This window comes from Gammaproteobacteria bacterium, assembly GCA_029881255.1.
Classification (GTDB): Bacteria; Pseudomonadota; Gammaproteobacteria; order S012-40; family S012-40; genus JAOUMY01.
The window spans coordinates 700,763-720,328 of the sequence record JAOUMY010000001.1; the positions used below are offsets into that span (position 1 = coordinate 700,763).

Sequence of the window (19,566 nt, forward strand, 5' to 3'; positions counted from 1 at the left end):
GTTGATCTGAGTCCGGGGTTTCGGCACAATGTGCCCACAGAATAATGGGTGACAAACCCAATCCCCGGGAGGATGCAGGAATGAAAATTAGATGTTTGTCTGTGGCATTTGCGTTCGTGGCAATATTGTCGCTAGCCGGCTGCGCTACCAGCATAGTTAAACAGACTCACCCCTTATATGCCGCTCCAAGCGATGCCTATGCCGAAGTGGTCTTTTTTCGCCCTATGCCACGGCGTACCCGCGGGGTGGCAGACAATGATGTCACCATAGAAGTGGATAAACAGGAAATGCTCAAATTATCCGCAGGTGAGTATGTAGTGTTGCGTCTGAAGCCCAGTGAGGTGGAAGTCACCATGCGCAATATGACTTACCTGACCTATCGTGTGATGCCGGAAGAGGTGTATCGTGCGCGCAGAATCAGCTTCGAAGCCAATAAAACTTACTATATCCAGGCGATGCTCAAGGTCGAGGAATTTCGTGGCTATTATTTCGTTCCTCAGGTGATAGAAGAGGAGCAGGGGAAGCAAATTGTGCGACAGCTAAAGCCGGTCACACAACCCGTCGGCTAATATCCCAAGGTATTTACAATAACATGCCGCCTTGTGCGGCATGTTTCGTTTTACAGGACAGAAAATTATGTATGTGCGAAGTCGGTGGTTTCTATTTGGTGTGTTTTTACTTGGAGCCTGCACCGGTAATGGCGTGGTCAGGGACGTCAAGATTGAGCCCACGCTGGCACGTATGGGACACGCTGATACGATTACTGTCAGCGTAGGTCGCGACGTGGAGCACATCGATATCGCCGTTTTACCTGGTGGACCTTATATAAAATCAGAATCTTTGCGTTCGTCCTTGTTACCGTCGCCGTTCTCAAAATTTGGCGCGCGGCTTGAGATAAGCGGGGACGGTTTTGGTCTGGTGGGAAATGACGGTGTAGAACGTTATGAATTATCGCATTCACCAAAATTGATTGAGTTCAACCAACAGTCCGTATGTGTCCTCGATGATCAGCAACAGCTCATTCATATCGAACGCGTGAACAAACAGCGGACAAGCACCACGGTGAAGGCAGGCGCGAGTGCGATAGAAGCGTATGAGCATGGTTGTGTGGTCATGCTTGATCAGCAAAGCCTGGTTCACTATTTACCGAATTCCAACAGACTCGTGGAGTCGAGTGAATATCGTCTCGACAATCAGGCGTGGGATATACGGGCAGAAGGACGCAGGCTTCTGGTCGCCGATGGTCTGACGGGACTAACCGTATTAGATATGCAGTCTGGCAGCCTGGGCTGGGTGAGTAGTTACAATAAGCTAGGCGATGTGCGATTGGTGGCTGGTGATGGCGAATTCGTCATCGTTGCTGATCAGCATAATACGTTAAGCCTGATTAGTCTGGAGCGGGAAGGTACCGCGCGTTTGATTTCGGATTTTCATCTGCCGCATCCGGTTTCTGCTCTAGCGCTAAAAGATTTACAGGTATGGGCCGCGTCTGGCGAGCAGGTATACCAAATCGATTTTTCCTCTTTGGGTACACCTGTCTTGAGCTATCTGGGTGTAAATTTAGGTGGTAGCCGACGTTCCTTCCTCGACGGTGATTTAATCTATGTTGCCGATTGGTTTTCGGGCATGCATATCTACGATGTCAGCATCCCGAATGCGCCGCGTTTGGTTTCCAGTCTTCATACGCCTGGTTCTCCCAAAGGCGTCATCGTAAAAGACAATATTGCCTATATCGCTGATGACGATCATGGCCTGCAAATCGCTAACGTAAAAAATACGCGACGCCCAGCTATTATCGCCGAGCTTCCGCTGTCTGGTTTGGCGTATACCATGAAATTGGTCGGCAGCCGTTTATATGTCGCTGCGCATCGCGGTGGCTTGCATATTGTTGATGTAGCAAACCCGGCAAAACCAAAACTATTGGGCACACTTGATACCGCCGGGAAGTCCTGGGCTGTTCACGTACTGGGTAATCTGGCCTTCGTCGCTGATGATGACAGTGGCGTGTTGGTGGTGGATGTCAGTGAACCTGGAAGCATGCGTGTGGTAGAACAATTTTCCCCTGGAGGGCACGCCGAAGATATTGTGATACGCGACAATCTGGCCTATGTGGCGTTTTTCGAACAAGGCTTATTTATTCTTGATATCAGTAATCCTCGGCATATACGTCAACTGGCGCATTTACCAACGCCGGGTAATGCACGTGGCATCCAGCTCGATGGTGATACGCTGTATCTTGCTTCTTGGGAAGCCGGTCTACAGGTGGTCGATATCGCGTCGCCCCATAAGCCGCGCATTGTTGGGCATTATGACACCAAGGGCGATTTATGGGGTCTGGAGCAGCGCACCGGTATCGTGTACGGACTGGACTGGTGGGGTGGCTTAAAAATCATAGATGTCACTCAGCGTGAGACGCCACGTTTGATAGGGCAGTATCAAAACGCTGGAAAGATACACCACATCGCAAAACAAAATAACTATCTCTATCTTGCCGCTAGCCAACGCGGCTTACAGGTGTTTGACGGTAAGAATCCCCTGAATCCGGTTTGGGCAACAGGTGTGGACGTTGATGGTAGTGCACGAGATGTTCTTATTCGAGGAGATACGGCTTATGTGGCTGTGGCGGAATTGGGCGTTGCCTTAGTGGATATCAGTAATCCCTTTCATGCACGTTGGAAGGGGCGTGTTGAATTGCCGCGGGGTGTGGATATTCTCGCGGGTTATAAAGACTTTATACTTGCGGGAAAAACTGGTGAGAGTCTTGAGTTGCTTTCAATAGATAAGCAAGGCGAACTACAGCTTACCGATTATATTTCGCTAAAGCCCAAATTATTAGCGGTTGTAGAAGATGGATTTCTAATTGTAGATACCAATGGGGATCTGTTTTTACTCTGTGATTTAGATCGGCACTCATCAGCTTTGCGCAAGTTGAGAAGTCTCGGTCGACATGTTGAACGGGTGGCTGTTGGTGGAAGCCATCTGTTTGCCTATACCAGCGACAAACAAATACAACGCTATGTTTTACCCAATGTCGATGTATTGACTGATACTGTTCAATTGGAGCAAGCAGCCGATGGCCTGGCTTTTTTTGAAGGGCGGTTGTTTGTTTCGCGACACCAAAACGGGGTGTTGGTGATTAATTACTCTGGATCAAAGCCGCTCATAGAAATGGAATATGCGGCAACCCACTCCATAGAGCAGGCATTGATCACTGAAGAGGCAATTTTTCTTGCGGGGGAAAACATTATTGTTTCCGGCGAAAGACTGCCGGGTTTTTCCGTTTCCAAAGCCAATGGGAAAGTCCAGATTACGCTTTCACCTGATATGCCTATGGGTTCGTACGACTTACGCCTTACCGAAAACGGCGTGCAGACCCATGTGCGAAATGCCTTCGAAGTGGGGTTCAAAAAGCCGGCTAAATCTCACTTTACGCTTGAAGATTTGAAGAAGAAAATGCAGCAAGGTAATTTTGAAGGTAAGGCGCCTTAGGGATTTTGTCCGCTAGACCACAATGAATAGTATCTGTCGAAAATTTTTTCGGCATATTTAGTGCATTAATGGGGCATACCCAAACCGGAATCCTGACCGTGTTTGCATTGAAACAGAAAATTGTGGGAGCCATAAGCGTGACAGACGAAAAGGTCGGTGCACCTCTGACTTTCGCCAAAGACGCACCCACAGATCTGTATACTGAGAACCAACGTCTCAAACGGCAATTACGTGCCTACCTATCCAAGGCCAGACAGAACGAAGAAAAGTTTTTGCGCCTACAAACGCTGGAACTCCAGCTTATTAGCTGTACTTCCCTAAAAGATTTGATCCACACTGTTACCCATGATTACCGATTGGCCTCAAATTTAGAGAAGGCCACACTGGTGCTTTACGATCCCGAATACGAATTGCGTAGAATTCTTGAAGAAGATGGCGTCGATCACGAGCGTCATCACGACTTGTTGTTTACTGAAAACCTCAATGATCTAAAAGCACTGTTTGGCGACGCGAGACGTCCTTACCTTGGTAGTTACAACTCACTCGTACATGGTCATATGTTTAAGATAGACGATAACGGTTTGGAAAGTATTGCTGTATTGCCTTTGGCGATACGTGGGCGCCTGATAGGCTCACTAAACCTTGGAAGCTACCATTTGGGCCGTTTTGTACAGGGTACGGCGAGTGACTTTCTTGAGCGTCTAGCTAATATTGTCGCGGTATGTTTGCTTAACGTAAAAAATCACGAGCAGCTGAAGAAGATCGGTCTTACCGATGTGTTGACGGGCCTGAATAATAGGCGCTTTTTTGATCAGCGCTTATTGGAGGAAGTGGCGTCTGTGCAACGCAATCAGGCGCCTTTGTCTTGCTTGTTTTTCGATATTGACTTCTTCAAGAAAGTAAATGATGTGTATGGACATCAGGCCGGTGATATTGTTTTGCGAGAAGTGGCCGCAATTATTCGCCAAAACCTGCGTGCGACCGACGTTATAGCTCGTTTTGGTGGAGAAGAGTTTGCTGCCTTGCTCCCTCATACCGACGCCAATATTGGTATGGAAATCGCCGATCGCATCAGGGCAAGTATCGCCAATAGGCAATTTGATATTGGTGAAAACGAATGGCTCGAGCTTACAATATCAATAGGGATGTCGACTTTGAAAGATGCGGATATCGGTACAGCGCCAAAATATCTTGGAGAAAAGCTGATTCAACGTGCAGATGAAAATTTATACAAGGCGAAATCCAGTGGCAGAAACCGGGTAATCGGCGATATTCCCAATCCACAACTGGACTTTGATGGGTTATAAAAAAAGGGGGCTAGGCCCCCTTTTCAATATTTACTTCACGATTTCTTTCATCGCCTTGAGTGGCAGGATCTTTACGACCTTGGTTGCCGGCTTGGCTTTGAACATCATCTCTTCGCCAGTGAATGGGTTGACACCTTTGCGGGCCTTACGAGCCGGCTTGGTAATCACCTTCACCTTAAACATGCCCGGCATGACAAAAAGTCCAACCGAATTACGCTTAATGTGACGATTAATAATATTGCTATACGCGTCCAGTACGCCGGAAACATCCTTGCGACTCATGCCTGTCTCATCTGCAATTTGTGCATACATTTGAGACTTGGTCATCTTTTCCTTGACCGGGCCTGTTTCCATTTTCACCGGTGCTGCCTTAACTGTCTTAGTAGCAGCTACCTTTTTCGATGTTGCCTTTTTGGCAGATGCTTTTTTGCTTACTGCTTTTTTAGCAGTCGCCTTTTTCGCACTTGCCTTCTTTTTGCCAGCCTTTTTCTTTGCCGCCATTATCCACTCCTATGCTGTAGAAAAGCCATATTCGTTAATGGAAAACTACATTTCCCGGTAACGAAGCGTATATCGTGTTGTTAAAAAAATCTATAGTATTTATTCATTAATTAGTAAAAAATGTGCAAAAATCACTTTTTTTACGCAAGTTTCTAACACAAGCGGGGTAACGCATTTCAATGAATCCATTTAATCGCATGCAAAACGTTTTAGTTGTATTAATCGTTAGCGTGATGACCGCCTGTGCAGGTGATACCTACTCAGAATTACAGCTTGCGGCGGCACGCGGACAAACAGACCGGGTAGCGGTGATGCTTGATAAAGGCGCCGATGTTAACGACTACAACAAGCACGGACGTACCGCTCTGATGATGGCTTCGGCGTCAGGACATAACGACACTGTAGCGTTATTGTTAAAGCGAAATGCATTTATCAACGCGCAGGATGTTGATGGCATGACGCCATTGATCGAGGCTGCCGCCAGCGGTCATGACAAAACCATCACGCTGTTGCTCGAGAATGATGCTGATATCAATATCACTAATAAATATGGTGCAACCGCGCTGACAAACGCAGTATTTTTCAGTCATGTCGATGCAGTAAAAGCCCTGCTTTCGGCGAAGACGCGTTTAAGCGAGGAAACTACTGAGAACGCATTTCTCATCGCCGCTGGTTTAGGCAATCTTCAGATGCTTACTGACTTGCTCGATTATGGCGTGAATATCAACTCGCGTGGAAAGAAGGGACGAACAGCCTTAATGGCAGCTACGACTTTTGAACACGAAGATGCAGTTCAGTTGTTAATCAGCAAGGGTGCTGATCTCAGCATACGGGATATCGAAGGCCAAACCGCTTTGGAAATCGCAAAAGAAAACGATCTGAAAAACATCGTTGCTCAACTCTCCAGTGTACGAAAAAAGTGAACAGAAAGCTGACGATTGAGAGTCGTAAGCAAGGCTTGACGGAATTTACTCGAGAAGTTGAGGCGATTATCGGTGAGAATCCTGTTCGCGACGGTTTGTGTACGCTATTTATTCGGCATACCTCTGCCAGTTTAATCATTCAGGAAAACGCCGATCCGTCGGCGCGACATGATTTAGAAAAATGGTTAAACCGCCTGGTGCCTGAGAACGACGCGCTTTATACGCATACGCTTGAAGGCGTAGACGATATGCCTGCACATATAAAATCAGTGCTGACAGCGACGTCTTTGTCTATTCCGATAATTGAACACCGTCTAGCCTTGGGAACTTGGCAGGGAATTTATCTGTGGGAGCATCGTCACGGCATTAACAGACGTGAGGTGATAGTCAACATCAGCTGATCACTGCGGGCGTTTCGATTCCTGTTGAGATGCAGGGAAAGGGTTGTCATTATCTCTCCACCACGCCGCTGGTGATCCTTCATGGGGAACACTATGACAGCGTTCGCAGGTCCATAGAGCAAATGCTACCTTGTCATGGCAACGACCACAGTACTGCCCGGCGATGATGGCGTCCATTCCAATTTTAGGATTGCCGCCTCTTTGGGGAACAAATATCGCTGGATGGCAATTTGAACAATCCAGCCAGCGTGTGTGCGCCAGATGAGGGAATCGCACCCATGGCATTTGGGCAGTGTCCTTAAACACGATGTCCATGTCCATAATGTTCATCTGGTCTGCGCCGGTAAGACTCATGCGAGGGTTGATGGTGCCCTCGTCAATAGCCTTGACCCAATTTACTCCGCCGCGACGGTCGGCGGGGAATTCTTTCATCGCAGTGGCGGGCTCTTGCAGTTGCTTGAGTGCGTCATTGCCATTATCGTGTATGCCATCGACAGTTAAACCGGAAAATACGGGTTGATTAACGAATACGCGCGTGTCGTCTTCCTCGTAGGTGCTGACTTTCCCTCGTACCGTGTAATCTGCGCCACCTCTACTGAACGAGCACGACGATATAACTGTGCTGACGATAAGCACTGTAAGGATTAAGGCAAAAAGCCCTTTCATTCGCATTTTCCCCCCTTTACACACAAATCAGGGCCTTGCTCCCGCTGTCTGTAAAATATGCGTTAGTTCTGTGTAATCTTCTGATATGGCGATCATTAGCGGCGTGCGGCCATCTTTCGTTCTTGCCTGCACATCGGCGCCGCGGTCCAATAGCAATGACACGGTATCCTGATTGTTTCTTTGTACCGCCCACAACAGCGGTGTCCAACCATCTTTCGTTTTTGCGTCGAGTTCGGCGTTATTTTCCAAAAGTATGCTTGCGATTTTTGTATACCCTTTTTGCGCGGCTCGCGTCAATGGGGTCCAGCCTTTCTCATCACTCGCATTAACATCGGCACCGTTGTTCAATAAAGTCATTACAACTTTTTCATCGTTTTGCCGTACCGCGTGCATTAAAGCGGTCCAGCGGTAATTATTCTTTTCATTCACATCGTGCCCGGCTTGTATCAGTGACTCTACCTGCGTTGTGTCCCCTTGTATAACGGCTTTCATCAGCGGCGTATTCCCGTCGCAGCCGGACAAGGTGACGATTAGTGTAATGATAAAGATAGTGAGGCGCATGGCTATATTCGTATCGAAAAAAAGCCACATATTAGCACGGCTTAAGGAGAAATCGAGTTCAAAAGGTATTGAATTGACGCCGGTGTTCCTAAGAACTGCCGGCGTCCCTCCCCCCTTGAAAACCGATTTTATTCGCTGGAGCTAAGTTGAACGTTATGCGAAGGCTCGACGTGGTTGACGTGCTCCAGAACTTCGAGTAATTCAGCCTTTACCCGTGCCAGGAGATCTGTGTTGCCTGATATTTTGTACTCTTTCAGCAGTAGATATGCTGTTGCAGGATGGATAACGGCGTCCATAAGGCTCATCATTGGACCAAAATGATCTATTTTGTCCGGATCAATTCCTTTTGACTTTAGGAACTCGCCACCATGCCAGAGTGTCTCGATTTGATCCAGGGTCAGTGACTTCATGCCTTCAGCGTTTAAAATTGTGAGCTGAAGTGGCGTACCGCCCTGAGGGTTGCTTTGTAGGTAGCTAACGCCTCCTTCAATGCCAACCACCATCAATTCTTCCTGGGCGGCGATCATGGCATCAATGTCTCCCACTACACCCATATTCATCTGACGTATGGTGTTGTTAGCGAGACTCCGGTACGTATCCACGTCTAACGCATATGCCGAACATGATAAAGTGGTGAGCAAGAAAGCCACGAACCTAAGCGTATGTTTCATTTCCCATCCCCAATTTTTGCCGGCATTTTCCGTAATAGCCACTTAAGTGGCTATTAAATCAAGGTTGGCCGTCTGTTACGCTGACCTTTCCGATCTTCGCGATGGTATACCCAATCTGTTTTGATACCACTGAAGCACCGACCCCAAGGTAGAAGTTGTCAGGATTAGTTGGATTGGACTGCGCGACTTGGTGCCAGTGCCATGTAGCTTTATCGAGGCCATGTTCACCTTCGAAGTACAGACCTCCACCGGTAAAAATAAATACCATTTTATAAGTCTGTGGTCCCATTTCCAGTCGCATGGAGGTGGGCACGAGCGGTACGGTAGCGCCGGGAATCGAAACCAATGGAACGGTTACAGTATAAGGATTAAATGCGGCCAGGCTTGCAGGGGTGTATCGACTAACGCTCAGACCGAACCCTTTTGCACCGTCAAACCAGGCAGATATATTTGGGGCGCTACTCGGCGAACCGTTTTCCAGCCATCCTTGTCCCGAGGACACAAGAAAATGTAGTACGAAGTAATTGTCTGCCAGCGGCCCGGTGTAAGTTGGGTTACCACTAGCGTCTACTGATCGATTACCTGTGACCTGGATATTTTCAAGCACAAAAACTCTTCTAAAAGTCGCGGGATCTGAGCCATCGGATCCGAAGAAATTGAAATCTACATTGCTCTTATGCGTGAGGAAACCGCCGCCATGGGATTGCTTGTTGGAGTTTGAGTATAGCGTTAATTCAGAATTCGCTTCTTCGAAGGAAAGCAAGCTACTGGTTTGTCGGTAACTGGCCCAATCCCAAGGTTCGGAGGCTATGTCGCGGGGTGGATTACCGAGTGAACTGTAATATGCTCGGTATTGAGTAAGGTTCATGAGATACCGGCTGGGATCAGTTGAATCGAAATCTTCGACAAAGAAAGTTTGCGCTGTTGCAAATTGTGCGGATGCCAGCATCGCCATGCCTGTAATGGCTGCGGTTATTGTTTTGTTCATGATAGTCCCCTCGTCTCGAGCACTCTTATTTTGATGATTTTTAGTTTATTTTCAAAGCGATATTTGGATATTGCTTATAGTTCCCTACTCCGGTGCGCGCTTTGGCTGAATTTGTAGTTCTTATTACAACCGCGACTTTTAATTTTTATAAAAGTAAATCTAGCACATACCTATCGTGATTGACACTATCGGATGTGGTCGTCGAGCAGTTTGCGCCATTGCTGGAATCTGTCCAGGAGACCAGGGTTGCAGGTGGGATAGAATGCTTTTTGATGTAAATCGTTAGACGTCGTTTTTTCCGCTAAGAGAAAAAACAAACCCGCACAGGTCGTCTCAGAAAGAGACTGCCGTATAACCGGTATACCGGAAAGGTCCGCAAGTTTTTGGCAAAAACCCGGGTTTCTTCCCAGACCACCGCCAATCTGTATATTTTTATATCCGGAAAACAAAGCCATATTGCTTTGTAGCATGAAGACGATGCTTTCCAGTATTGCAACCATGGCTTCTTGTGAGTCACAAGACCTGTCAAAACGGCTCTGTCCCTCGGAAATCCAGAAGGGAGAGCCGATTCCGGATACCATATTTAAAAACACGGGTGGGTTCTGGTATTGCTCCGTCCACAAGGAGAGAGAGTCCTCGTAATTTTCTACCTGGTGTTCCTGTGCATACCACTGTAACGCGCGGCCGGCTCCATTTACGGTACCTTCCTTTACATACAGTCTTGAATTTGGTTCTGTATACACTATGCTGCGCAATAAGCCGTCAGCTTCGGAATCTATCTGTTGCGCAATGACTTGTTGGACAAAGGCGCCAGTGCCTGCATTTACAAACAGCGTTTGGCTTGGTGGTATTCCCATTGCAAATATCGCTGCGGATTGATCGCCGGTACAAATAGTGAGAGGTATCCGCCTATCGCCAAGTTGTATTGTTCCAAAACGATCGCGGGTATATCTGCACTCAGGAAGATGTTGCCTGTCAATTTGAAAGAGCGCTAACAAGGTTTGATCCCAGTCACCTGTGTGATAGTTGTAGAGTAAAGTTCTACCTGCATTAGCAGGATCACACACAAAAGGGTGGTCGTTTATTAACTTGTAGAGCACAAAACTCGCTACTGGCCCAATTGCAAGACGTCCTCCTTCACAATATCGCTTTACGGATTCAAGATTTTCAAGACACCAGCGCATTTTGCTAGCGCCATAGTGCGCGTTCAACACCAGGCCGGTATTTTTTGAAATCAAATCCTGATGGGTTTGATATTTGCCAAGATCGGGGAGGGTGCGTCTGTCTTGCCAACTGAGTATCGGGCTTAAAGCCTCGCCGGTTTCTCGATCCCAGCAAACCATGCTTGAGCGCTGCGTAGCCAATCCGGCTGCAACTATTCGTTTAGCGTCCTCGCCTGTTTGTTGGGTAATTCGAGTAAGAATGTGAGAAAAACTGTTGATGTACTGAACAGGGTCGTGTTCCACCCGTAAATTGTCAGGTGTATACGTATCAATTTCGGAATATGCGGAGAATATTTCTTTTCCTTGAGAGTCGTATACAATGCCCCGGGTGGCGTGTCCACCCTGGTCGAGTGCGAGATACCAGTTATCCTTTTTCGTTTTCATAAGCCCACCGGATTCAAAGGAATCTGTTTATGTTGATCACTGATCTGCACCATATCAGTTTCATCGTTTCTGATACAAAGAAGTCGCTGGCATTCTATTGCGACATTCTCGAATTGCAAGTTGACGAGAAGCGACCTGATCTTGGATATCCGGGTGCATGGATAAATATTGGTTCTTACCAGCTCCACTTGCTTGAATTGCCCAATCCCGATCCGACTCAAGGGCGCCCGCAACACGGTGGCCGCGATCGTCATGCCGCTTTCAAAGTCGACGATTTTGCACGATTGTTACAGGTGCTGGAAAATCATCGAATCGAATACACATTGAGTCGATCAGGTCGTCAGGCGTTGTTTTGTCGCGATCCTGATGGCAACGCGCTGGAGTTTATCGCCTGATTATTCGTCGGATGCGAGTAGTTGAGCATTGCCTCCCACCGCTGCGGTATTGATGCTCACCGTTTTCTCAGTCGCAAAGCGTTGTAGATAATGTGGTCCACCGGCCTTCGGGCCGGTCCCGGATAAGCCCATACCACCAAACGGCTGCACGCCGACTACGGCGCCTATCATATTGCGATTCACATAGATATTCCCGGCACGGATGTGTTCACACAGCCATGCGATGGTTTGGTCAATGCGGCTATGTATGCCAAAGGTAAGTCCGTAGCCAGTGGCATTGATCTCGTCTGCAAGTTTATGTAATTCATCAGCCTTAAATCTAACTACATGCAAGACGGGCCCAAATATTTCTTCTTTTAGATCGGACAAACTCTGCAACTCTATCAAGGCAGGTCCGAATAAGTATCCACTGCTCGGCGCGGAAACGCGTGTTTGAAATAGCAATCTCTTTTCGGAGGACAATTGTTCAACGTGTTGTCTTAGTTTTTCCAAAGCGGCTTCGTCAATGACAGGCCCGACATCGGTTTCCAGCATAATCGGATCGCCTACCGAAAGTTCAGCCATAGCACCGCATAGTAATTCTATTACGCGATCGGCGATGTCCTCCTGGATACACAAAATACGCAGTGCCGAACAACGTTGTCCTGCGCTATTAAAGGCAGACTGTATGCAATCCGCAACAACCTGTTCCGGTAGTGCAGAGCTGTCGGCAATCATGACGTTTAGTCCACCGGTCTCGGCAATTAAGGTTGCAAGAGGACCGATGCGATTGCTTAATGTGCGTTGTATCTGTTGTGCGGTATCTGTAGAGCCGGTAAATGCAACGCCGGAAATTCGCGAGTCGCTAAGTAGATGCTGACTTACATCGGAGCCCCGCGCGGGAAGAAATTGCAATACGTCACGGGGAATTCCTGCGTCATGTATTAATTGCACGCATCGAAAAGCGCACATAGTCGTTTGAGAAGCTGGCTTGGCGATAACTGAATTTCCGGCCATTAATGCCGCAGCAACTTGGCCTACAAAAATTGCTACGGGGAAGTTCCAGGGGCTAATGCAAACAAAAATGCCTCGTCCTGTTAAAGAAAGTCGATTGGTTTCACCGGTAGGGCCTGGCAACGAATTAGGTGAACCAAAATTCACCTTGCCGTTTTCTGCGTAGTAGCGACAGAAGTCGATAGCCTCGCGTATTTCTGACAAAGCGTCGGTAACACTACGTCCACCTTCCTTCACGCATAAAAACATCAATTCATCTCGATGTTCTTCAAACAAATCAGCGGCGCGAAGCAGGCAATCGGCGCGCTTATTTGCCAAGGTTAGGTGCCAGTTTCGAAAACCCTGTTCTGCGCTGTTTATTGCCGGATGCATTTGCTCTGGTGACGTAAGTATGGCTTCACCGAGCTTCGATGCCGTATGGGGGTTTAATATGTCGATGCTGGTGGCTTGAACATTTTTTTCTATATGAGCTAAAAGTGGTGTGACGCGCCAGGTTTTTCGACCACTAATTTGATTAAAGTGAGTCTGCAACTCCGTTAATCTCTCAAGATTGAAGAAATTGACACCTTTTGAGTTTGGGCGACTATCGCCATACAGGTAGTGCGGCAACACAATTTTGGGGTTGGCATACTTTTCAAGTGCGTTAAGTCTGCGCAGCGGATTGGCAACAATATCCTCGACGGCAACGCTATCGTCTTCAATACGATGAACAAAGGAAGTGTTTGCGCCGTTTTCTAACAGGCGGCGTACCAAGTAGGGTAGCAAATCTTCATAGCGTCCGACCGGCGCGTAAACGCGACATGGTGGACCAGAATAGCTGATTAACGAATCGTAAAGCTGTTCGCCCATGCCATGCAGGCGTTGAAACTCGTATGCCTGCCGATCACGAAACATGTTTCGGATTGCGGCGACGGTATAGGCGTTATGCGTGGCAAACTGGGGATAAAATACCTCTCCGGCCTTCAAAATATGATGTGCGCAGGCGAGATAGGAAGCATCAGTGTTTTGTTTGCGTGTGTAAACAGGATAGGATTCAAGGCCGCGTTCCTGCGCCCGTTTGATTTCAGTATCCCAGTAGGCACCCTTTACAAGACGTATTGGAATACACTTGTTCGCTTCCTTCGCCCAAGAAGCAAGCTGTTGAATGACGAGTGGCGCTCGTTTCTGGTATGCCTGTACGGCCAGGCCTAGTCCCTGCCAATGTTTTAATGCACTATCGAAAAAGACACGTTTGAAGATTGCGAGAGATAACTCAAGTCGGTCAGCCTCCTCTGCATCAAGAGTGAGGCCGATTCCATTGGCTTCGGCTTCATGACAAAGCTCAATCAAGGCGTCCCCCAGCTCTCTTTCTACACGTTCAAACTTTCCAAGTTCGTATCTTGGGTGAAGTGCTGATAACTTGACAGATATGCTTGGCGCAGAGAACACATTTTGCTCCCTGTTGTCGCTACCGATCTTTTTTATGGCGCAAGCATAAGCATCAAAGTAACGAGAGGCGTCTTTATTTGTCAGGGCAGCTTCGCCCAACATATCAAATGAATAACGGTACTGATCAAAACCTTTCGAATGACTCTTTTTTAGTGCCATATCGATATTCGTACCCAGTACAAACTGCTGACCGAGATACTGCATCATTTTTTTTAACACATTTCGGATTAATGGTTCGCCCATGCGGCTTACCAGTGACTCGAACGTTTGGATATAGCTACGAGTATGATTGCTGGCAGACTTTAGCAGTCGACCACTAAACATCAGACTCCAGCTGGAGGCATTGATAAAAAGTGATTTCCCCTTTCCAAGATGACGTTCCCAATGCGCGGCCGCCAATTTTCCTTCTAAGAGCAGACTAATCGTATGAGTATCGGGAATGCGAAGTAAGGCTTCCGCAATACACATCAAGACGATGCCTTCATCGGTGTTCAAGCTAAACTCATGCATAAGCGACTGCATACTGGTACGTTCGGCTTTGCGACTGCGCACATCTTTTACCAGTCGTGCGGCTTCCTCTTCCGCGGTTTCCAGCAGAGTGGTGTATGGCGCTAGTGTTTCCAGCAGGGAGCGAACACAGTCGTCCTCGTCCCAAAGATACGCATGGGACAACTTGTGATCGAATTCGGCGCTTAGCTCAGGCTTTTTTGAAAATATCATCGGTTTTTTCCAACTAAGTTCCAATCCGGCACAAATATTTCAACGTATGGGTATGCATAGTGTCTCACAATATAATTTATGACAAAGTCTTCCCTACGAAATCTATTCATCTTTGGCGTGCCATCCTGTCTTGGCGCGCAAGATACTCGTTGCGAAAGCGGCCCCTTTGCCATACGGAGTGCAGGATTGGAACAAGCACTAAGTGAGCGCTTCGAGCCCTATTGGCATAATGTAGCGGTATCTGATTCGACTCTCAATGAAGATAAAGTCGATGCTATTCTGAGTATATGCGAACAACTTGCCAGGGGTGTTGAGCAGATTGGCGAACAGCAATTTGTAGTGTTGGGAGGTGATCACTCGTGTGCTATTGGTACCTGGAGTGGCGTTAAACGGAACGACGCGACAAAGAATAGGGGTCTGATCTGGATCGATGCCCATATGGACAGCCATTTACCAGAGACTTCTCCCAGTCATGCTTTACACGGCATGCCTCTCGCATGTCTACTAGGTCATGGCGACAAGCGTTTTTGTGAATTGTCGGGCACTCGACCCGTGCTACTTCCACAAAATGTGGTGCTGTTAGGCATACGCAGCTATGAACCGGAAGAGGCGGTGTTGCTTGAACTGTTAGGTGTAAAAGTATTTACCATGCAGGATATTTCACAACAGGGTTTTATAAATGTTTTTAGTGAGGCCTTAACCCTGGTAAAGTCCAATAGCGATAGCTTTGGCGTGTCTATCGACTTGGACGCTATTGACCCGCGCTTCGCGCCGGGTGTGGGTTCACCGGAGCAAAACGGTATTTATCCTGATGAATTGTGTTTAGCGCTTTCATCGCTGAGAAATGAATCTGCGTTTCGTGGATTGGAAATCGTTGAGCTGAATCCAGCGCGTGATATCGACAACAAGACAGTAGATTTGTGTATTAGGTTGGTCACTAGTATTTACTAAGGAAGCGGAATGGATTTAATCGAGCTTGAGAAAACGTATTGCGCGCACAACTATGAGCCTTTGCCGGTTGTCATCTCTCGTGGTCGCGGTGTGTTTGTATGGGACCCCAAGGGTAAGCGCTATTTCGATATGATGAGCGCGTATTCCGCTGTCTCCCACGGACATACTCATCCTCGTTTAATTAGCACGCTAACTACGCAAGTAACTCAGCTCGCAATAGTTTCGCGTGCCTTCTATACCGATAAGCTGGGTGAGTTTCTCAAGCGTGCATGTGAATTGACCGGACAGGCCAAGGCCTTGCCGATGAATACTGGTGCAGAGGCTGTGGAAACGGCCTTAAAGGCTGCAAGAAAATGGGCTTACACGGTTAAAGGCGTTGAAAAAAACAAAGCCGAGATTCTCGCCTGCAAAGGTAATTTTCATGGTCGCACTATTGCGGTTGTTGGACTTTCCAGCGAGGAACAATATCGTGACGGGTTTGGCCCTTTTCCTCCCGGTTTAAAGACTATTGCCTATGGTGACCCGGCCGCATTAGAAGCTGCCATCACGCCAAATACGGCAGCTTTTCTAGTGGAACCAATACAAGGCGAGGGCGGTATTATTGTTCCACCCGAGGGATATCTCACGGAATGCGCAAAGATATGTAAAAAGCACAATGTATTGTTGATTTGCGATGAAATTCAGACCGGCCTCGGACGTACGGGTAAATTTCTCGCGCATCAGCATGATGGCATTCAGCCTGACGGCGTGATTTTAGGCAAGGCGCTTGGTGGTGGGTTGTTACCTGTATCGTTATTTTTGTCGAGTGAAGAAGTAATGGGTGTGTTTCATCCGGGAGATCATGGTAGTACCTTTGGTGGAAATCCTCTCGCGGCCGCGGTGGGTTTAGAGGCCTTGAATGTTACCGTGGAAAAACAACTGCCCGAGCAGGCTGCCAAGCTCGGTGAATATTTTATGGAAGCCTTGCGCAAGATCGATACACCGGTGATCAAGGAGGTACGTGGTAAAGGACTGATGATAGGCGTCGAAGTGGATAGCCAGTATGCAACCGCGCGCCAGGTGTGCGAAGTGTTGATGAACAAATGTGTGCTAACTAAGGAGACGCATGAGACAGTCATTCGATTTGCGCCACCGCTGGTTATAACAAAAACAGAATTGGATCAGGCGCTGGAAGTTATTCGCAGTGCATTTCTTGAGTTTAATGCCTAAAAGGTTTGCGATTACCTATTGATCACTGGTGGCCTGATAGACATCGGCGCGTCTCTCCCAACGCGAATAATGTCCTGATGTGGTTTCCACCGTATAAACAAACCATTCAGAGTTTGCCGTCATCATACGAAAGAAGCTGCCTTCATCGTTGACCGCCTGACCAAAATCCTGTTCAGGCAAAGTCTGTTGAAGTATCGCTAATACCTCCGATGCCTTATCAGTTATACGCGGGGTCTTAGGCAAATACTCAACATTGGTCTTTAATACTATCGTCTTGACACGCTCCCGAGTTTTGTTATCCACCTGATCACGATGAAGCAAAACGTCAATGTTTCCTGGCGTGTTAAAGGTGAAGTCCTTCAACAACGTTGTCACTTTTTCCTGCTCAGTCTTGAGATGTTCAGGGGTTTCTTTGACCGACTGTGTGCATTCCGAAACCAATAACAAGGCAAAAGGAATAATGACTACGAGAAACAGCAAACCTTTCATAGAACATCCAATATCACGACTTTAGTTAAAGATTAAATGTGGAAGTCGTCGATTTTAGCAGAAGCCAGAGTGATAGGCTTGTATATAAAGGTGCCCACAATAGCGGGCACCCATATTCCTATCCAAGCGTGATAGACGTACCGATGCCGTTTTGAGAGTGCTTGTTTATGCGCAGATGGCGAAAAACGAGCAAATGTCCGAATAGCGCAGAGCATACCAATACTCCCGGTAGTAAAATAAATGGCGAAAAGGTGACCCATATATTTGGGGTGTCGGTCGGAATCACCTGCAAGGGGTGTGGCATAGTCAGAATAGCGGTTCCTACGACGTTGATGAGTAATGCGAGTGAAAGTAGATTCCATCCGAGTATCCATTTGGACGAGACATGTCCTCGAAACAGAAATAAGGCAAGAATCACGGCAGTGATACCGCTGAGAATGTCCATATTTCTTCCAGAATAAGTCATCTCCATAGGCGCAATCCCCTGAGTTGCTGCGTGATGTATCAGTAATTCAACAGGTATCCTGAATACTTGAAACCCGACTAGCAGTAGTATTGGCGTGTTGCTGGCGATACGTTTGCCGATCGGGGAAGTGGCCAAAACGGCGGTGAATATCAGTAGCGCAATAAACACTCTCAGGCCTGGCGGTGGAAAGGTTTCAAAAGTATGCATCCAGCCTTGCTGGCTTAGTAGAAGTAACATACCCGTTAGTATTATTAGAAAAATCCCGGTATTCATCGCTGCCCGAAAGTTAAACCCTCGCCCAATATTTGATGGTCCGGAATAGGCATTGCCGGCTATCCAGCACCACCAAAGACTGACAATGAGTGAGAGGGCGACAAATCCTGCTTGCAGTCCAAGCGAGGGTATGATGTTCAGTTCCATAGTCGTAGCTCCTTTGCTATTATTAACTAATAGTTATTACTATTAAATACTATTAGTTAATAAAGTCAAGCATTGGGATGGAAATGTCGGACAAAAAACGCAGTTATCAACAGTTCTGTAGTGTGGCCCGTGCGCTGGATGAGGTCGGCGAACGCTGGACTCTGTTAATCGTGAGAGAGCTCTTGTTGGGGCTCTGGCGCTATTCTGACTTTTTAGAGCGACTAAAAGGTATCACTACCAACCTGCTGGCAAAGCGCCTGGCAAATATGGAGGCTCTGGGGTTAATTCAAAAACAGGCTCAATCCAGCGTTGGTTCACCCCATGTATATGAATTGACTGCAGCGGGTAGGGAGTTAGAGCCTGTTATTCTCGCACTGGGAAGATTTGGCTTTCGTTATATGGCGACGGGACCATTGTCGAATGATCAGATGGATATAGGCTGGGGTTTGCTTACCTTGAAGTTGCGCTATCACGGGACAAATAGCGGAACCCTTACGCTTCACCTGACATCTGCGCGGTCAGTAATACTTTATCAAATCAGGTATTCGCCGGAGTATGTCGATATCAGGCATGGGCAGTCGTGGGTTTCTGAACTGGTGGTTGAGATGGCTCTACTAGATTTTCGTCGTATGGCATTTCAGGGCGTAAAAGCGTCACTATTACAAGAAGAAAAAAAGATTCAGCTACAGGGCAGGGCCGAGAATTGGCAAAAGTTTCTAAAAAGCTTTGCCTTTGAATGAACAACTTTTTAAACAGGGCGCAGTCAAACGTGCCTTAGTGTGTCAGAGTTGGTGCGGGTATGAAGTTTCAGCAAATTTTGATATTCACAATATTGTTGTTTTTTACGAGTTTTTCTATCTATGCATCTGAATTGTTGGCGGATAGATTAGGCTACTATCAAGTCCATCAAGCCTTTCTTAATGTAAATAACTGTGATGAAGCCGGTAAGCCGGTGTTCTATGCAAGCTCATTCTTGCGCGTGATGAGCTATGGTGAGAAGCCGGTTACCTATACCGTTTCAACCTGTGATGGCGACAATCTTGACGAATTACAGTGTGGTGGAAATTATCGAACCACGCGTCTAAATACTGAATTTAAGGGCGGTATGGAGGGTTACTATTACAGCGCCAGGGAAGGACTTGCAAAGGATAAAACGCCGCAATGTACATTTACAGCTTTGCGAAGAAGAGTGATTCCAGGCAAAGGCGGTATGTTGCGCTATGAACGAACCGATTGGGGTGTGGAGCTCGCGGATTACAAATTCGAATGTACTCGCGAGATGGCGCAAACCTACTTTGAGTCGCAATCAATGAAATGTTCAACACACATCGCAATCGACGCGATCAAAGTAGATAACGTGGAAAAATAGTCCGTCTATTGA

At 47.3% G+C, this 19,566-nt stretch carries 19 protein-coding genes; 10 read left to right on the forward strand and 9 right to left on the reverse strand.

The window, feature by feature from the left end:
• The first annotated feature begins 80 nt into the window (after positions 1-80).
• The 3 genes from OEZ43_03305 to OEZ43_03315 all read left to right on the forward strand — a co-directional run bounded on the left by OEZ43_03305 (position 81) and on the right by OEZ43_03315 (position 4,796).
• Positions 81-569: a hypothetical protein gene (locus tag OEZ43_03305; protein MDH5544593.1), complete on the forward strand. Its 489-nt coding sequence runs from the start codon at positions 81-83 to the stop codon at positions 567-569.
• A 67-nt stretch (positions 570-636) separates the two neighbouring features.
• On the forward strand, positions 637-3,489 hold the full coding sequence (locus tag OEZ43_03310; protein ID MDH5544594.1) for a hypothetical protein: 2,853 nt from the start codon (positions 637-639) through the stop codon (positions 3,487-3,489).
• 137 nt (positions 3,490-3,626) lie between these two features.
• Positions 3,627-4,796, forward strand: a complete 1,170-nt coding sequence (locus tag OEZ43_03315; GenBank protein MDH5544595.1) for a DUF484 family protein — start codon at positions 3,627-3,629, stop codon at positions 4,794-4,796.
• Positions 4,797-4,826: 30 nt separating this feature from the next.
• Here OEZ43_03315 and OEZ43_03320 read toward each other — a convergent pair whose 3' ends face one another.
• Positions 4,827-5,297, reverse strand: a complete 471-nt coding sequence (locus tag OEZ43_03320; protein ID MDH5544596.1) for an HU family DNA-binding protein — start codon at positions 5,295-5,297, stop codon at positions 4,827-4,829.
• Between the two features lie 179 nt (positions 5,298-5,476).
• On the opposite strand from OEZ43_03320, the gene OEZ43_03325 reads away from it, so the two are divergent.
• Complete coding sequence (locus OEZ43_03325) at positions 5,477-6,220, forward strand: ankyrin repeat domain-containing protein (protein MDH5544597.1); 744 nt, start codon at positions 5,477-5,479, stop codon at positions 6,218-6,220.
• Positions 6,217-6,621: a secondary thiamine-phosphate synthase enzyme YjbQ gene (locus tag OEZ43_03330; protein MDH5544598.1), complete on the forward strand. Its 405-nt coding sequence runs from the start codon at positions 6,217-6,219 to the stop codon at positions 6,619-6,621. The genes OEZ43_03325 and OEZ43_03330 overlap by 4 nt, the downstream gene beginning before the upstream one ends.
• Here the strand turns inward: OEZ43_03330 and OEZ43_03335 are convergent, their stop codons facing one another.
• The 5 genes from OEZ43_03335 to OEZ43_03355 all read right to left on the reverse strand — a co-directional run bounded on the left by OEZ43_03335 (position 6,622) and on the right by OEZ43_03355 (position 11,114).
• Positions 6,622-7,287, reverse strand: coding sequence for a hypothetical protein (locus tag OEZ43_03335; protein ID MDH5544599.1), 666 nt, complete (start codon positions 7,285-7,287; stop codon positions 6,622-6,624).
• 27 nt (positions 7,288-7,314) lie between these two features.
• Positions 7,315-7,848, reverse strand: a complete 534-nt coding sequence (locus OEZ43_03340; GenBank protein ID MDH5544600.1) for an ankyrin repeat domain-containing protein — start codon at positions 7,846-7,848, stop codon at positions 7,315-7,317.
• Between the two features lie 128 nt (positions 7,849-7,976).
• On the reverse strand, positions 7,977-8,450 hold the full coding sequence (locus tag OEZ43_03345; GenBank protein ID MDH5544601.1) for a hypothetical protein: 474 nt from the start codon (positions 8,448-8,450) through the stop codon (positions 7,977-7,979).
• 127 nt (positions 8,451-8,577) lie between these two features.
• A complete protein-coding gene (locus OEZ43_03350) occupies positions 8,578-9,507 on the reverse strand; it encodes a hypothetical protein (protein ID MDH5544602.1) in 930 nt (309 codons plus the stop codon).
• A 185-nt stretch (positions 9,508-9,692) separates the two neighbouring features.
• Positions 9,693-11,114, reverse strand: a complete 1,422-nt coding sequence (locus tag OEZ43_03355) for an FGGY family carbohydrate kinase (GenBank protein MDH5544603.1) — start codon at positions 11,112-11,114, stop codon at positions 9,693-9,695.
• A gap of 29 nt (positions 11,115-11,143) precedes the next feature.
• Between OEZ43_03355 and OEZ43_03360 the strand changes: the two genes are divergently transcribed.
• Positions 11,144-11,509, forward strand: a complete 366-nt coding sequence (locus OEZ43_03360) for a VOC family protein (protein ID MDH5544604.1) — start codon at positions 11,144-11,146, stop codon at positions 11,507-11,509.
• On the opposite strand, the gene putA is transcribed toward OEZ43_03360, so the two are convergent.
• Positions 11,510-14,650 carry a bifunctional proline dehydrogenase/L-glutamate gamma-semialdehyde dehydrogenase PutA gene (putA, locus tag OEZ43_03365; protein MDH5544605.1) on the reverse strand — a complete coding sequence of 1,047 codons (3,141 nt, stop codon included), beginning with the start codon at positions 14,648-14,650 and terminating at the stop codon, positions 11,510-11,512.
• A gap of 78 nt (positions 14,651-14,728) precedes the next feature.
• On the opposite strand from putA, the gene OEZ43_03370 reads away from it, so the two are divergent.
• On the forward strand, positions 14,729-15,601 hold the full coding sequence (locus tag OEZ43_03370; protein ID MDH5544606.1) for an arginase: 873 nt from the start codon (positions 14,729-14,731) through the stop codon (positions 15,599-15,601).
• 9 nt (positions 15,602-15,610) lie between these two features.
• The gene (gene rocD, locus OEZ43_03375) at positions 15,611-16,810 is read left to right on the forward strand and encodes an ornithine--oxo-acid transaminase (GenBank protein MDH5544607.1); all 1,200 of its coding nucleotides are present in this window, start codon (positions 15,611-15,613) and stop codon (positions 16,808-16,810) included.
• A gap of 15 nt (positions 16,811-16,825) precedes the next feature.
• Here rocD and OEZ43_03380 read toward each other — a convergent pair whose 3' ends face one another.
• A complete protein-coding gene (locus tag OEZ43_03380) occupies positions 16,826-17,299 on the reverse strand; it encodes a hypothetical protein (GenBank protein ID MDH5544608.1) in 474 nt (157 codons plus the stop codon).
• A 118-nt stretch (positions 17,300-17,417) separates the two neighbouring features.
• Positions 17,418-18,185, reverse strand: a complete 768-nt coding sequence (locus OEZ43_03385; GenBank protein MDH5544609.1) for a hypothetical protein — start codon at positions 18,183-18,185, stop codon at positions 17,418-17,420.
• Between the two features lie 83 nt (positions 18,186-18,268).
• Here OEZ43_03385 and OEZ43_03390 point away from each other — a divergent pair, with 83 nt between their 5' ends.
• Both OEZ43_03390 and OEZ43_03395 read left to right on the forward strand, forming a co-directional pair.
• On the forward strand, positions 18,269-18,925 hold the full coding sequence (locus tag OEZ43_03390; GenBank protein MDH5544610.1) for a helix-turn-helix transcriptional regulator: 657 nt from the start codon (positions 18,269-18,271) through the stop codon (positions 18,923-18,925).
• 59 nt (positions 18,926-18,984) lie between these two features.
• Positions 18,985-19,554 carry a hypothetical protein gene (locus OEZ43_03395; GenBank protein MDH5544611.1) on the forward strand — a complete coding sequence of 190 codons (570 nt, stop codon included), beginning with the start codon at positions 18,985-18,987 and terminating at the stop codon, positions 19,552-19,554.
• Positions 19,555-19,566 lie beyond the last annotated feature (12 nt).